12 protein-coding genes are annotated in these 15,190 nt (G+C 48.5%); 7 read left to right on the plus strand and 5 right to left on the minus strand.

What is annotated here, in order from left to right:
- The first annotated feature begins 6 nt into the window (after positions 1-6).
- The 4 genes from fucP to M2134_RS00595 all read left to right on the plus strand — a co-directional run bounded on the left by fucP (position 7) and on the right by M2134_RS00595 (position 5,732).
- Positions 7-1,329, plus strand: a complete 1,323-nt coding sequence (fucP, locus tag M2134_RS00580; protein WP_280749454.1) for an L-fucose:H+ symporter permease — start codon at positions 7-9, stop codon at positions 1,327-1,329.
- 163 nt (positions 1,330-1,492) lie between these two features.
- Complete coding sequence (locus M2134_RS00585; RefSeq protein ID WP_280749455.1) at positions 1,493-3,667, plus strand: S9 family peptidase; 2,175 nt, start codon at positions 1,493-1,495, stop codon at positions 3,665-3,667.
- Positions 3,668-3,672: 5 nt separating this feature from the next.
- Positions 3,673-4,521, plus strand: a complete 849-nt coding sequence (gene lipA / locus M2134_RS00590; RefSeq protein ID WP_280749456.1) for a lipoyl synthase — start codon at positions 3,673-3,675, stop codon at positions 4,519-4,521.
- A gap of 56 nt (positions 4,522-4,577) precedes the next feature.
- Entirely contained in the window at positions 4,578-5,732 is a 1,155-nt protein-coding gene (locus M2134_RS00595; RefSeq protein ID WP_280749457.1) for a hypothetical protein, read from the plus strand.
- Here M2134_RS00595 and M2134_RS00600 read toward each other — a convergent pair.
- Positions 5,729-6,217 (minus strand): metallophosphoesterase family protein, encoded by a 489-nt coding sequence (locus tag M2134_RS00600; RefSeq protein WP_280749458.1) that lies wholly within the window; start codon positions 6,215-6,217, stop codon positions 5,729-5,731. The genes M2134_RS00595 and M2134_RS00600 overlap by 4 nt on opposite strands.
- A gap of 149 nt (positions 6,218-6,366) precedes the next feature.
- Here M2134_RS00600 and M2134_RS00605 point away from each other — a divergent pair, with 149 nt between their 5' ends.
- On the plus strand, positions 6,367-7,545 hold the full coding sequence (locus tag M2134_RS00605) for a PatB family C-S lyase (RefSeq protein ID WP_280749459.1): 1,179 nt from the start codon (positions 6,367-6,369) through the stop codon (positions 7,543-7,545).
- 308 nt (positions 7,546-7,853) lie between these two features.
- Here M2134_RS00605 and M2134_RS00610 read toward each other — a convergent pair whose 3' ends face one another.
- On the minus strand, positions 7,854-8,834 hold the full coding sequence (locus M2134_RS00610) for a site-specific DNA-methyltransferase (RefSeq protein WP_280749460.1): 981 nt from the start codon (positions 8,832-8,834) through the stop codon (positions 7,854-7,856).
- A gap of 91 nt (positions 8,835-8,925) precedes the next feature.
- On the opposite strand from M2134_RS00610, the gene M2134_RS00615 reads away from it, so the two are divergent.
- Positions 8,926-11,913, plus strand: coding sequence for a glycoside hydrolase family 3 N-terminal domain-containing protein (locus M2134_RS00615; RefSeq protein WP_280749461.1), 2,988 nt, complete (start codon positions 8,926-8,928; stop codon positions 11,911-11,913).
- Positions 11,914-11,968: 55 nt separating this feature from the next.
- Here the strand turns inward: M2134_RS00615 and M2134_RS00620 are convergent, their stop codons facing one another.
- Positions 11,969-12,139 carry a hypothetical protein gene (locus M2134_RS00620; RefSeq protein ID WP_280749462.1) on the minus strand — a complete coding sequence of 57 codons (171 nt, stop codon included), beginning with the start codon at positions 12,137-12,139 and terminating at the stop codon, positions 11,969-11,971.
- Between the two features lie 203 nt (positions 12,140-12,342).
- Between M2134_RS00620 and M2134_RS00625 the strand changes: the two genes are divergently transcribed.
- Positions 12,343-13,098 (plus strand): lysophospholipid acyltransferase family protein, encoded by a 756-nt coding sequence (locus M2134_RS00625; RefSeq protein WP_280749463.1) that lies wholly within the window; start codon positions 12,343-12,345, stop codon positions 13,096-13,098.
- Here the strand turns inward: M2134_RS00625 and M2134_RS00630 are convergent.
- Positions 13,088-14,566: a capsule assembly Wzi family protein gene (locus tag M2134_RS00630; RefSeq protein WP_280749464.1), complete on the minus strand. Its 1,479-nt coding sequence runs from the start codon at positions 14,564-14,566 to the stop codon at positions 13,088-13,090. The genes M2134_RS00625 and M2134_RS00630 overlap by 11 nt on opposite strands.
- Before the next feature lie 46 nt (positions 14,567-14,612).
- Entirely contained in the window at positions 14,613-15,038 is a 426-nt protein-coding gene (gene mscL, locus M2134_RS00635; protein WP_280749465.1) for a large-conductance mechanosensitive channel protein MscL, read from the minus strand.
- Between the last annotated feature and the right edge of the window lie 152 nt (positions 15,039-15,190).

Below are 15,190 nucleotides of genomic sequence, written 5' to 3' on the forward strand. Positions count from 1 at the left end.
CCCGACATGAAAACACAGAAAAAATCATCGTTGCTGACCGGTAGCGACGGGGTAAACTACCTGATACCGTTTATCCTCATCACCTTCTGCTTTGCCCTATGGGGGTTTGCCAACGATATTACCAACCCCATGGTGAAAGCCTTTTCGAAGATTTTCCGCATGAGCGTAACGGATGGTGCTTTGGTGCAGGTAGCCTTCTACGGAGGCTACTTCGCCATGGCCTTTCCGGCGGCTATGTTTATCCGGAAATACTCCTATAAGGCGGGGATTCTGTTGGGCTTAGGACTCTATGCGATCGGCGCCTTCCTTTTCTTTCCGGCTAAAGCCATAGGCGAATACTATCCGTTTCTCTTTGCCTATTTCATCCTGACTTGCGGGCTCTCTTTTCTTGAGACAAGTGCCAACCCGTATATCCTGTCGATGGGCACCGAAGAGACAGCCACCCGACGATTAAACCTGGCACAGTCGTTCAACCCGATGGGCTCTCTGTTGGGCATGTTTGTTGCCATGAATTTCATTCAGGCACGACTGAATCCTATGGATACGGCAGAACGGGCGTTACTGAATGAGGCCGAATTTGCCGCCGTAAAGGAGGCAGACCTGTCGGTATTGATCACACCCTATATTATTATTGGCCTGGTCATTCTGGCGATGTTCCTGTTGATCCGCTTCACCAAGATGCCGAAAAACCAGGATCAATCGCACAACATCGACTTCCTCCCTACGCTGAAACGGATATTCTCCCTGCCGCGTTACCGGGAAGGAGTGATAGCTCAGTTCTTCTATGTGGGCGTGCAGATCATGTGTTGGACCTTTATCATCCAGTACGGCACCCGCCTGTTTATGGAGCAGGGCATGACAGAAAAGGCGGCGGAGGTATTGTCGCAGAAATACAATATTGTGGCGATGATCATCTTCTGCGTCAGTCGTTTTATCTGCACCTTCCTGTTGCGCTACCTCAATCCGGGCAAATTGTTGATGATTCTGGCTATAGCCGGAGGGGCTTTCACGTTGGGTGTTATCTTCTTCCAGGATATCAACGGGCTCTATTGTCTGGTGGGCGTATCCGCCTGTATGTCATTGATGTTCCCGACCATCTACGGTATTGCGTTGAAAGGCCTGGGCGATGATGCCAAATTCGGTGCCGCCGGGCTTATCATGGCCATCTTGGGAGGATCTATTCTTCCTCCGCTTCAGGCTATGATCATCGATCAGGGCGTGTTGTTGGGTATGCCGGCGGTGAATCTGTCGTTTTTCCTGCCTTTTATCTGTTTTATCGTGGTGGCTATCTATGGACGCCGCGCGTTTACTGGGTTTGGGGGAAGATGAGGTTTGAAGGTCTTTAAAGTCTTTAAGGTCTTTAAGGTCTTTAAGGTCTTTAAGGACTTTAAAGACCTTATAGCCTTTAAAGACCTGAAAGTCCTTTCCCCCCTTACCACTCTTTTTAATTAATTACTTACCTTTGCCGACAAATCGAAAATAACAGAAAAACATGAAAAAGACAGCCATACCTATCTTACTAAGTCTATTGGTTATAACAGGTGCCTGGGCACAACAAGGAAACAAGCGCATCAATCTGCATGAAATCATAAACGGCGAGTTCCGTCAAACAACGGCTATCGGAGAAATGCGCTCCCTGCCCGACGGGGAACATTATACCGCTATGAACCCGGAACGGACGATGATCGTTCGCTATGCCTACCGCACAGGGCAACCGGTCGACACCCTGTTTAATACCGCTACCGCCCGTGAATGCTCCTTCGACACCTTCCAGGGGTATCAGATAGCCTCCACAGGACATCGCATCCTGGTATGGCGCGAACGGGAAGCGATCTACCGCCGCTCGTGGAAGGCAGAGTTCTATGATTACGACGTGCGCCGCAACTACGTTAAACCATTAAGCGACACGGGCAAGAAACTAATGATCCCGACCTTCTCCCCTGACGGACGAATGTGTGCCTACGTGATTGACAATAATATCTGGTTAAAGAAATTCGATTTCGATACGGAGATACAGGTGACCAACGACGGCGAAGCGAATAAGATACTGAACGGCATCACCGATTGGGGCTATGAAGAAGAGTTTGCCGTTACGAACCTGATGGCCTGGTCGCCCGACAATGAACAACTGGCATTCGTTCGTTTCGACGAATCGGCTGTTCGCGAATACAATATGCAGATGTATGGCGACGGACTCTATCCGGTTACCTATGACTTCAAATACCCGAAAGCCGGACAACGCAACTCACGGGTAACGCTTCATGCCTACAATGTCAATTCGAAAGACACCAAGAAGCTCGACGTCCCTGTGGATGAAGAGAGCTATATCCCCCGCATTCTGTTCACGACTCATTCGGATCAGTTGGCTGTTTTGACCTTGAACCGCCATCAGAACCTCTTTAATATGTATTACGCCAATCCGAAAAGCGGTGTGTTCCGCCTGATTCTGCGCGAAGAAAACAAAGCGTATATCGATTCGGAATGGTTGTATTCCCTCACGTTCACAGCGAATGGATTCTATTATGTCAGCGAGCAAGACGGCTATGCCCACCTGTATCAGTATTCCCCTACCGGCGTGATGCAACGTCAGATCACACAAGGAAACTGGGACGTGACAGCTTTCCTGGGCATCCATGAGGCAACGAATACGGTTTATTACCAATCGGCCGAAGAGAGTCCGATGCGCCGTTCGGTCTACAGCATCGATGCCAAAGGCAATAAAATAAAGCTATCCGTGCAGGAAGGAACCAACAACGCAGCATTCAGCAACAATTTTGCCTATTTTGTCAATACCTATTCAAGCGTACAGACACCGGCACGCATCACCGTACATGAAACCAAATCGCGGAAAGAACTGCGCGTATTGCAAAACAATGAATCCCTGAAAACGAAACTCACTCAATACGCTTTCTCACCAAAAGAGTTTATGACCATTGAGACCGCTTCGGGCATCGAACTGAATGCCTGGATGGTGAAACCGACCAATTTCGATCCTTCCCGCCAATATCCGGTGTTGATGACTCAATACAGCGGGCCTAATTCGCAAGAGGTGCTCGACCGGTACGGCATGGATTGGGAACAATACCTGGCAGCCAACGGCATCATCGTCGTCGCTGTAGACGGACGTGGCACAGGCGCCCGTGGCGAAGCCTTCCGCAAATGCACCTACCTCCGCATGGGCGAACTCGAATCGCGTGATCAGGTAGAGGCGGCGCAGGCGTTAGGCAAACTGCCCTATATCGATGGCAAACGCATGGCTATCTACGGATGGAGCTTCGGCGGATACAACACCCTGATGGCAATGACCACCGGAGACGGCACCTTCAAAGCAGGTATTGCCGTTGCTCCGCCGACCGATTGGAAGTTCTACGACACGATCTATACCGAACGTTTCATGCGCACACCGCAGGAAAACTTTGAAGGGTATGCCCTCACCTCTCCGTTGGAAAGAGCTGCCGACCTGCAGGGTAAATTATTGCTTATCCACGGAACAGCCGACGATAACGTGCATTTTGCCCAGTCGATGGTCTATGCCGAAGCCTTGGTGCAAGCCGGTAAGCAGTTCGATATGCATATCTATAAAGACCGCAACCATGGTATCTCCGGTGGAAATACCCGTTTGCATCTCTATACTAAAATCTGTAATTTCCTCTTCGATAATCTATAAACAAGATGAGTGTACCGCATGTTAAGAAGCCTGACTGGTTAAAGATCCGGTTAGGCGGGAATGAGAATTTCACCCGTACGAAAAGCATTGTTGAATCCCATTGCCTGCATACGATATGTACCAGCGGGAAATGCCCGAATATGGGCGAATGTTGGAGCCGGGGCACCGCCACCTTCATGATCGGAGGGGATATCTGCACCCGTTCCTGCCGTTTTTGTAACACACAGACCGGACGACCTCTTCCGCTCAATCCGCAGGAACCGGAGAATGTAGCCGAGAGCATTCGCCTGATGGAACTGAAACACGCGGTGATTACCTCGGTCGACCGCGACGACCTGCCCGACGGAGGCGCTGCCCACTGGGCAGCTACCATACGCGCCATCAAACGGGTCAATCCGCAAACAACGGTTGAGGTATTGATTCCCGACTTCCAGGGCAAACTGGATCTGGTCGATATCGTGATCGAAGCCGCGCCGGAAATCATCTCGCATAATATGGAAACCATACGGCGTCTTACGCCGGAGGTCCGAAGCGCTGCCAAATATGATGTCAGCCTCTCGGTGCTTCGCCATATCGCTGCCAACGGCGTCACCGCCAAAACAGGTATTATGGTGGGGCTGGGCGAAACAGAAAGCGAAGTATATGAATTAATGGATGAGGTATTAGCCGCCGATGTTTCCGTGTTAACCATCGGACAATACCTACAACCCTCCCGCAAGAATCTCCCTGTAACCGAATACGTTACACCCGAACAGTTTGAAATATATCGGATAGAAGCACTAAAGAAAGGATTTAACAAAGTAGAAAGCGCCCCCTTGGTTCGCTCTTCTTATCACGCAGAAAATCACCTCTAACGAGAACAATTACCGTTCATAACTGTTATTAAAAGGAAAGGGGTAGAGTTATTGCGATGAATACAATAAAACGAAACGTACAGAATCAGGCGGTGGGGTTGATACCAATCCTATTGTTCATGTTTTTGGACAATTTCTTCTCTTACCGATTATCGTTCTTTATTGCCGTCGTTTTCTGCATCTTCTGTCTGGGGCTTTACCGGATGTTGAGTAAAGATAAAATCTATCAATTCCTTTTGCTGCCGGCCTCGGCCACACTCATACTCTATGTCCTGTTTATTTTACTCAAATTAGACCCTGTTCTGTTTGGCTACTCACCGGTATTGGTAGAGGTATTGTTTGTTATGGTACTGGCCATTATCGGCTTCTCCAAACACTCGATGCTCCGGCGTATCCGTCAATCGAAGGCACCGGCATATAAGCGTACGCTGATGCGCACCGCCTTAAACGAATTCTATTTCCTTGTGCCCCTCGTACAAAACCTGTATACGCTCCATCTGTTTGTGATTCTCTTCTTCACCTTCCTACCGGAGTCGATGCAGAATCCGCATTTCGAACATTTCTTGTATCGCTATCTGGGCATTGTCATCGGGGTGGCCATTATCGTTTACGAACAGATACGTATCTCCTGGATGCAGGGAAGCCTAAAGAAAGAGATGTGGCTACCGGTATTGGACGATAAGGGGAAGGTAATTGGTTGTATAGCCCGTTCGGTCAGCCGCACCTCCCCCAAGAAGTATTACCATCCGATCGTACGGATCGCTGTCATCTACAACGGTATGCTCTACCTGGTGAAACGCCCGAAAACAGACTATGTATCGCCCGAAACATTAGATTACCCTCTACATGCCTACATCCTTTTCCGCCACACCATCGAAAACACGATCAAAGAGATAATCGGCCGACATATCGGAAAACCTATCGAACCACGTTTTCTGATCCGTTACACCCACGAAGATGAAAAGGTAAAACACCTCGTATCGCTGCATGCGATTTGTGTACGCGACGAGGCCACCATGAAGAAATTGATGCATACACATGGTAAACTATGGACCATGAAGCAGATCGAAGAGAATATTGGCAAAGGGGTATTTAGCAGCTATTTCGAATCCGAATATCCTTACCTAAAGAACACCGTCCTATTCGCTGAAAACTACAACCTCAACGCCACCAAAAAAGAGACTCCCCTCCCCGAGAAACAAGAGAATTAACCAATCTCAATCACCTCCAGATCTTTAATCTGATCTCCATCGATCACAAAACGCACCAAGGTACGTATCTGATGCAACCCGCTTTTCCCGGCCGCTCCCGGATTGATATGCAAACACTTCAGCGCGTTGTCATACATCACCTTCAATATATGCGAATGTCCTGAAATAAACAGGGTAGGCTGATAGGTCAACAGTTCCTGCTTGATGCCCGGCGCATAGCGATTGGGGTAGCCACCGATATGGGTCATCATCACACGCACCTGCTCTACCTCGAACTTCGCAATCAACGGATATTGCTGCCGAAGTGGCTGCCCGTCGATATTGCCATACACCGCGCGCAATGGTTTGATCTGCGCCAGTCGGTAGGCCACCGTGTCCGATCCGATATCGCCCGCGTGCCATATCTCATCACAGTCCTTAAAATACAGTTCGTACTTCTCATCCCACCACGCATGCGTGTCTGAAAGCAACCCTATCTTCTTCATCTGTCGATCTCTTTTTTCTGTCCGGACAAATGTACGTCAAAACAGTTTTTCCGGCAAATCCTTCTTTGCTTCCTCGAAACAAAAGAGATGGTTAGACGAAAATTTGTATCTTTGGCTCCCGGCTTAAAGACATTATACAGGGATACAATATGAAACAATACCATTTTGATGAAGTGATTGAGCGTCATGGTACTTCATCCGTAAAACACGATCAGTTAAAAGAGGTGTTTGGAAGCGAAGACCTTCTTCCCCTATGGGTAGCCGATATGGATTTCCGCACGCCGGACTTTATCGTTGATGCCCTCCGCAAACGTTGCGAGCATGAGGTGTTCGGATACACCTTTGCCTCCGACGAGTATTACAACAGCATTCTCGCCTGGCTGGATTATAAATATGGCTGGCGCGTGGAGCGCGACTGGATCAGTTATATCCCCGGAATCGTTAAAGGCATCTCGTTTGTTGTCGATTGTTTCTCGAACGAAGGCGACAAGGTAATCATACAACCGCCTGTCTACCATCCTTTCCGCCTGATACCCGAAGGCATGGGGCGTGAGGTGCTCTGTAATCCGCTTCGCCTCGTCAACGGAAGGTATGAGATGGATTTCGAACAGTTGGAGACGCTGGTAGATGAAAAATGTAAGCTATTCATCCTGTGCAACCCGCACAACCCGGGAGGAATCGTTTGGCCGAAAGAGACCTTGATGCGGTTAGCCGATTTCTGTCTGAAGCATCAGATCCTTATTATATCCGATGAAATACATGCCGAGATGACCTTTCCGGGCAATAAGCATATCCCCTTCTCGGCCGTGTCTGAAGCCGCCGCAGCCAACAGCATCAGTTTTATGGCTCCCAGCAAGACATTCAACATCGCCGGGATTGTTTCCTCCTATGCCATCGTGCCCGATCCCGCTGTGCGCGAGAAGTTCTTTGGCTACCTCGAAGCCCGTGAACTGAATGCCGGAACGATCTTTGCCTATGAAGCCACCATCGCCGCCTATACCTACGGAGCGGAATGGCTACAGCAGATGCGCCAATATGTGATGCGCAATGTCGATTATATCGATGAATATCTTCAAAAACGCATCCCACAAATCAAGATCTACCGCCCACAAGCCTCTTTCCTTGTATGGCTCGACTGCCGCGAATTAGGCATGGAGCAGGAGGAGCTGGTGGCGTTTTTCATCCAGAAAGCCAAATTGGCACTGAACGACGGCAGTATGTTCGGCCCCGAAGGCAAAGGATTTATGCGCATGAATATCGGCTGTCCGCGTTCCGTTATCGACAAAGCGCTTCAACAACTCGAAAAAGCCGTGGCCGATAAGCGATAAAACACCCATCCTAAACCGGCAAAAAAGACAAAATCGCAAGTGTATGCAAAAAGAGGAAGGCCATGCCAAAATTGCTTTACGCTGCGCTAAGCGAAACTTACATTTTGTCAAAAACGCCCGACTTTTTTTCCGTAAACGTAGGGGTTTTTAAAATTACCCGCAGGAGTAACACTTTTTAACGTATCATATTGTAAAGCAAAACGTTGTTTTTGCTTACAAAATGATATTCGGCATTTTCTTAGCAATCGACGAGAAATGAAGATGCAAAGCAAGCAATGTTTAATTCATGCGCATATCGTTCGGAAAGGTTAGCTTTTCCCTTCTTTCATCTCTGCCTGCTGAGCACTAAGCGTATTTCTTTCCCAAAAAACGCCGTTGGTATATCCTTGGATGGTGTTATCGTTTTCGGCCATTTGCAAACGTTTTTCGGCCCAGATGCAATACGCTTCATTTTGTTCCACGCCTACATAGTTTCGCGCTAATTTTTTTGCCACAACAGAGGTGGTTCCGGAGCCTAAGAATGGATCAAAAACAAGGCCGCCTTTGGGGCAGGAGGCTAATATCAATTTAGCGATAAGTTTTTCCGGTTTCTGTGTCGGATGGTCTGTATTTTCCGGCATGGACCAATAGGGGATACTTATGTCATCCCAAAAATTTGAAGGATAGGTCAGTCTAAAATTACCGCTTTCTGTCTCTTCCCAATCTTTCGGTTTTCCATCCACCTTATACGGGGCAATCACCTTTCTTTTCATCTTGACCGATTCGACATCAAAATAATAGTTATTCTTGTTTTTCACACCAAACCATATATCTTCCATGCCATTTTTCCAATTAGTCAAGGCGCCCCTACCCTTTTCCCTTTGCCAGGTGATTCGGTTCATGATCGTCATATTCTCCTCCATGACCTGCTGCAAGGCGGAGGTACATTTCCAGTCTCCGCATAGATAAAGAGATCCATTATCTTTCAACAAAGCAACCACTTTAGGGAACCAGGATCTGAGGTATTCCAAATAGCCGGTGTTATCTGAAGACTTAAACTTAAAACCATGAAAATCTTTGTCAAGATTATAAGGAGGGTCGATAACGACCAGATCGGCAAATCCGTTGGGCAACTTATCCAACGCGTCAAACAGATCGGCATGTATCGTTCTATTCATTATATCATCAACAGCCAGAGAATCATCACGATCAAGTCGGCAAAGCCTATCGCTATATAGTTTTCGCTCTTCATCCGTTACTGTCAATGTTCTATTTCGTTCTGCTCTCTTTTTTTCTTTTGTCTCACTCATGCTTTCAAACTTTTTTCACAACACGGCGCAAGGTAACCAAAAAACTAAGAAGAATTATGTACCTTTGATTTATAAAAATGATGAAAGAACAATGCGAAGATTGATATTTCTGTTAAGCTTTTGTAGCTGTGTGATTTCCGGATTTACCCAAACCGTTCCGGAACTATATCGTAAGGTCGACAAAGAAAAGATGAATCACTGGGTAGACTCTGTTTTCGACACCTTGACTTTGGACGAGCGGATCGGACAACTATTCATGCCGGTCGCCAATCCGACCACCGACAATCGTAACATACAACTATTGATGCGTTATGTGAACGAGGCCAAGATCGGTGGGATCTTGTTTCACAAGGGCGATGCCGTGACACAGGCTGAAGTGACCAACCGGATACAGAAAGCCTCCAAAATCCCGATGCTTGTCTCCTTAGACGGCGAGTGGGGACTCTCGATGCGCTTGGACGGCACGACGCGATTTCCCAAAAACATGATGCTGGGTGCTATTGAAGATATAAACCTGATCGAAGCCTATGGCGAAGAGGTGGGGCGACAATGCAATGAAATGGGCATTCATATCAATTTCGCGCCCGATGTGGATGTGAACAGCAATATGGCCAATCCGGTGATCGGCATCCGTTCGTTTGGGGAAGATCCTGACGCGGTGGCGGAAAAGGGCATTGCCTATGCCCGTGGGATTGAGAAGAAAGGAGTTCTTTCGGTGGCCAAGCATTTCCCGGGGCACGGCGATACCTCGGACGATTCGCATCACACGCTGCCGGCTGTCCGCCATTCAATGGAGCGCTTGGACAGTGTCGAGCTATTACCATTCAAGCGTTATATATATGAAGGCTTTGCGGGCGTGATGACCGGACACCTCTATGTGCCGGCGCTCGACAAGACAGCCAATCAGCCCTCATCGCTTTCGAAACCGATCGTCACCGGTTTGCTGCAAGAAAAACTGGGCTTTCAGGGGCTTTGCTTCACCGATGCCCTGGCCATGAAGGGAGCGTCGACCAAGAGTTCCGAGAATCCTTCCGTCAAGGCGTTATTGGCGGGGAATGATATATTACTGGCTCCGGCTTCGTTGTTTACCGATGTGGACGCAGTGCGAAAAGCCGTTCAGGAGGGTGTGTTAGACCGGAGCGAGATTGAAGCGAAATGCCTCAAGGTATTACAATATAAATACATTGCCGGCCTGCACAACTATCAACCGATCGAGCTGAAAGGCTTGTCGGAACGATTGAACACGCCTCATGCCGCCTGGCTGGTAGCAAAGCTCAATGCCGAAGCGATCACCCTGATGAAGAACAGCGATGATTATCTTCCACTGAAAGGGATCGGAAAGAAAAAGATCGCAGCACTGTCGCTTGGCGATGGGGTTGAGACGCCTTATATGCAGATGCTTAGCCGTTACGATAAGATCGATCGTTTCCAGCTATTGCGCACCAGCACGGAGGCACAGGTGCGCGAAGTCTACCGCCAACTGGAAAAATACGACGTGATCTTATGCGCCGTACATACGATACGCGTTGCCGAGAGCGAGCAACTACGCCAGTTGGCTGCCCGGAAAGAGGTGGTATTTACCTTCTTCACTCTGCCTTATTCCTGCCGGCAGTATCGCCAGAGCATCGAGCGCTCAAAAGCAGCTATCATAGCTTACGAAGCGACACCGCTCGCGCAGGAATACGCCGCTCAGCTTATTATGGGAGGAATTGCCGCCAAAGGCAAACTGCCGGTCTCTATTCCCGGTCTTTATTTTGCCGGCACGGGACTCTTTACCGAAAAGAGCCGCCTGGGCTATCAGGAGTCCGAAGAGGTAGGACTGGATCCGGCGCGGCTGGATGTGATCGAGTCGATCGTGCAAGAAGGGCTCGACGAAGGAGCCTATCCGGGTTGCCAGGTATTGATAGCGAAAGAGGGTATGGTGGTCTACCATAAAGCCTTCGGCTATCAGGACGAGAAAAAAACGGAGCCTGTCACCCTCGAGTCGGTCTACGACCTGGCCTCTGTCTCGAAAGCAGCCGGTACATTATTGGCGGCCATGAAGGCGTATGATGAAAAGAAGTTTACGCTCAACCAGAAGGTGTCGGCCTATATCCCGGAACTGCAAGGCACTGATAAGAAAGATATCACCATCCGTGAACTATTATATCACCAGTCGGGCTTGGTCTCCTCGATCAATTTCTACCTGAAGGCAATCGATAAGGATAGTTATACCGGTAGTCTTTACAGTGGAACACGCCGGGCCACCCATCCGGTACGCTTCGACGCGAAAACCTATGTACGAAATGATTTCACCTATTTGCCGGATCAGGTCTCTACCACGCCCAAAGCGGGATTCGGAACACAGGTAGCCAAAGATTTCTATGTCGCGGAGACATTTCAGGACAGCATTATGGCCTCTATCATCGACTCCCGTCTGGGGGCGAAAGGGCGTTACCGCTATAGCTGCATCAACTTCATCCTGTTGAAAATGCTTGTGGAACGTGAGATGTCGCAGCCGATGGACAAATTGTTGCAAGAGGAGTTCTTCTCCCGCCTGGGAGCACAAACGACGATGTATAACCCCGTCGGGAAGATAGAGATGCGACGGATCGTACCGACGGAAGACGATCAGTTTGTTCGCCGTCAGCTGTTGCGAGGCTATGTACACGATGAGGCGGCTGCCTTTCAGGGGGGCGTATCGGGCAATGCGGGGCTTTTCTCGACAGCGCACGACCTGGCCAAGGTGTGTCAGCTCTACCTCAACCAAGGGACATACGGCAGGGATACCTTGATTACTCAGGAGACGGCCCGGTTGTTTACACAAAGCAAATCACCCAGTTCGCGCCGCGGATTGGGATTCGACAAGCCCGATCGGGGCAATGTACGCAACTCACCTTGTGGCGCGTTGGCGCCAGCCGGGGTATTCGGGCATACGGGGTATACCGGCACCTGTTTCTGGGTAGACCCCGACAACCAACTGGTCTATATCTTTCTGACCAACCGTCTGCATCCGAGCCGGGCCAATACCAAACTCTTTTCTTTAGAGACGCGCACGCGCATTCAGGATGCGATCTACAAAGCCATCGAGAAGAAATGAAAAAAGGCTGTACCTCCCAGGAGACACAGCCTTTTCAATTTCGTTTTTCGACTAATTATCCTACTTTCTTATTCAGGAAAATATGGCCTAAGTAACCGATGATGATTACTACTAATCCAGTCACAAGAAGCGTGTTGCTCATACTGTTGGTAATCGCCGGCACTGCCAAGATAGCAACCCCGATCAGGAGGATAAGTACTCCAAGATTTTTAATCAATGCGTTCATGGTTTATCGATAAATTTTATTATTGTTTCTTTTTTTCTCTTTTTCTCTCGCAAATAAAGTAATAATAACCCGATTGCGAAAATATTTTAGACTAAAAATGTTGAAAGAGTCCTGTTTAGGTTCTCAATTCGAAGAATTTCTTGGCTTTTAGGTTGCTATTATTCTTTAGTTGTCGTTATCTTTGCCTTAAACAAATACACAAGATGCTACGACTATTTTATATTCTTTATACCTGGTTGATCTTTGTGCCTATTTTTTTGATATTGACTATTCTTACGGCACTGACAACCATTCTGGGATGCCTGTTGGGCGGAGAGAAGATCTTTGCCTATTACCCCGGTATGATCTGGTCGCGCCTGACCTGTTATCTCGCCTTATGCCCGGTAAAAATCAAAGGAAGAGAACATATCGACCGGAAGAAGTCTTATGTATTTGTTGCCAACCACCAGGGCGCCTTCGATATTTTTCTGATATATGGATTCCTGGGAGTGCCTATCAAATGGGTGATGAAGGCCGGTATCGGGAAAATACCGCTGGTGGGTGCCGCCTGCCGCGCGGCGGGATTTATCTTTGTCGATAACTCAACGAAAAAGGCGGCTGCCCGTAGTGTAGTAGAAGCGCGAAAGAGTCTGCGCAATGGTGCTTCGATTGCTGTGTTCCCGGAGGGTTCGCGCACATACGATGGCAAGATGATTCGTTTCAAACGCGGTGCTTACCAGATGGCCGACGAGCAGCAACTACCCATTGTGCCCATCACCCTGAATGGTCCTTTCCATGTGTTGCCGATCGGCACCTTGAACCTACACCGCCATCGGATGGAAATGATCATACACGAACCTATTTCGACTGAAGGGATCGATACGTCTCTGAAGGGATTGCAACATTTGGCGGATGAAACAAGAGAAATCATTGCCTCTGCCCTATGGCCGGAGTTTCGCGACGAAGAGCCTACCGAATAATCCCCGCCTTACGAATCCCTAAGCTGAATCCGTAGCTCTGTTTTCCGAACATATCACCCGTATCGCCTGCCAGCAATCCGCAGAGGCTCCATCCTGCCCAACGCGGATGCCTGTAATCTATTTCTACCAGAAAAGAGCAACCCTGTTTCATCTCCAGGAACGGAGCCTTATGCGTTCCCCATCCTTTCATAACGGTAAACATCGCGCGGTAGTCGAGCGTAGGCAACAGACTTCCTTTCGCCCCTATATGCAAGTCTTCCACACGGGTGCAGAGGAAGCCGGGAATGCCATTTTGATTATAAACCGGTGAAGGAAGAAGTGGAGAGCCTGTTCCTCTGGCGAAATAGCTGTTGCCGGTGGTATACTCTCCGTTGTTGTAATAACAGTCGTTTCCTCCACCACGGCCGGGATGCGCGTCGTGGTCGAAATCGATATAATGGAGTGGACCACTCTGGTTTTTGGTATTCATATATTCCAACACAACACTCTTTAGCCAGGGGAAAGTCGGCAGATCCAACTGCAAACCCCATAAACCATCTGTTTTGTTATAGAACAGTATGCCTGACTTATCGTACGAGAGGTGCTGATAATAGGCCTGTATGCCCCATGTCTCTTTTTCGTACCCCACCTGAAAGTCGTACGAGACGTGATGCGACCCCAATACGTTGATCTGATCAGACAGACTTGCCCCCTCTCCACCGCTTTTGAGGAAGAATATACGAACCATATCTTTCAACGACTGAGGCTGTTTCCCTAAGTTCTCGTTGGTAGAGGTGCCGCCCCATTGCGCGATATGACGCAGGCCGGCAGTGGCATAGAAAGGAATCTCTCCTTTGGCATCTTTGAAGCGGAGATGAAAAGACTTATGATGCCATAACACGTTTTTAATGTAGTCGAAGCGCTCCGCGTCAATCGATTGTTCCAGAAAAGCGGTCTCGAAAGAGCGCCCGAAAGCGACATTCCCTTTTATGTGCAACCGTTGCATAGAAAACGGAATGGGCACGAAGTCGGTCAGGGAGATATTGATTTCCGGGACAGGGCGTGCATTCGACGAGAGGATAAGATCCCCCGTGCTCAGGTCTTTGTCCCAGAGTGAGGAATATTCCTGTTTGCTACCGATGCGAAGGGAGAGCTTTTTATAGCCCAGTTCGGTATAGAGTTGCTGAAGATAGATATTTCGGTAGCGGGGAGTTACCACGACTGCATCGATATGGTTTGTCCAGTAAAACCCTTTCCCGAACAACTGCTGGTGTTTGATTTGAGGGCGCAAAAATAAATTGCCCGACTCGGCAGGAACCACTCCCCAGCGGTTGCTGGTGGTCCAGAAAGGCGTGAGATCGCCTGTTGCCGCCGAACCGGCCAATTCTATTTCATACGTGATAGTCGTGGAATCATCAACGGTTGTCTGTCCATAAGTCATCTGACTTCCGACAAGCAACGCCACTATAATCAACCAAACTGATTTCATGCTACATTTGTTTTATAAGGGTACAAATATAGCAAAATCCGCTTATTTACTTCTTCTCTTCCTTCAACAGGTCGCGGATCTCCGTAAGCAATTGAATATCTGCCGGAGGGGCAGCCGGAGCAGCCGGTTCTTCCGCCTTCTTTTTGTGGAAGCTATTGATACCCTTTACCATCAGGAAGATAGCAAAGGCGATGATGATAAAATCGAAGGTAACCTGCAGGAATTCTCCGTAATTAATGGTTACCGCCGGAGCAATCTCCGCGCCGCCTTCCAAAACGGCTTGCTTCAGGGTGATCTTCAGGTCGGTGAAGTTGACACCACCCACCAATAATCCGACAGCCGGCATAATGATATCGCCCACTAACGAAGAAACGATCTTTCCGAAGGCGCCCCCCAGAATAATACCGACAGCCATATCGATCACGTTACCGCGCATGGCAAAATCTTTGAACTCTTGTAACATCTTTTTCATATACTGCTCTTTTTTAATGTGTTTTGTTTATGGTATAACTAAAATTCGACCCGTTTGGTTCGTTTAACCGATCTGAAAAACCTTGTTTTTCGTGCAAAGAGATTAAAAAAAAACCACAGTTCCAAGTCGGGACTATGGTTTTTTCCTGTTTT

Origin of the sequence: Parabacteroides sp. PM6-13, from assembly GCF_029892605.1 — a bacterium.
In the GTDB taxonomy this organism is placed as follows: domain Bacteria; phylum Bacteroidota; class Bacteroidia; order Bacteroidales; family Tannerellaceae; genus QVMG01.

Excerpts from the sequence above, each read along its gene's own strand:
- M2134_RS00615 (WP_280749461.1), top strand. The coding sequence starts at position 8,926 with ATGCGAAGATTGATATTTCTGTTAAGCTTTTGTAGCTGTGTGATTTCC.
- M2134_RS00630 (WP_280749464.1), bottom strand. The coding sequence starts at position 14,566 with ATGAAATCAGTTTGGTTGATTATAGTGGCGTTGCTTGTCGGAAGTCAG.
- M2134_RS00595 (WP_280749457.1), top strand. The coding sequence starts at position 4,578 with ATGAATACAATAAAACGAAACGTACAGAATCAGGCGGTGGGGTTGATA.
- lipA (WP_280749456.1), top strand. The coding sequence starts at position 3,673 with ATGAGTGTACCGCATGTTAAGAAGCCTGACTGGTTAAAGATCCGGTTA.
- mscL (WP_280749465.1), bottom strand. The coding sequence starts at position 15,038 with ATGAAAAAGATGTTACAAGAGTTCAAAGATTTTGCCATGCGCGGTAAC.
- M2134_RS00610 (WP_280749460.1), bottom strand. The coding sequence starts at position 8,834 with ATGAGTGAGACAAAAGAAAAAAAGAGAGCAGAACGAAATAGAACATTG.
- fucP (WP_280749454.1), top strand. The coding sequence starts at position 7 with ATGAAAACACAGAAAAAATCATCGTTGCTGACCGGTAGCGACGGGGTA.
- M2134_RS00620 (WP_280749462.1), bottom strand. The coding sequence starts at position 12,139 with ATGAACGCATTGATTAAAAATCTTGGAGTACTTATCCTCCTGATCGGG.
- M2134_RS00605 (WP_280749459.1), top strand. The coding sequence starts at position 6,367 with ATGAAACAATACCATTTTGATGAAGTGATTGAGCGTCATGGTACTTCA.
- M2134_RS00625 (WP_280749463.1), top strand. The coding sequence starts at position 12,343 with ATGCTACGACTATTTTATATTCTTTATACCTGGTTGATCTTTGTGCCT.
- M2134_RS00600 (WP_280749458.1), bottom strand. The coding sequence starts at position 6,217 with ATGAAGAAGATAGGGTTGCTTTCAGACACGCATGCGTGGTGGGATGAG.
- M2134_RS00585 (WP_280749455.1), top strand. The coding sequence starts at position 1,493 with ATGAAAAAGACAGCCATACCTATCTTACTAAGTCTATTGGTTATAACA.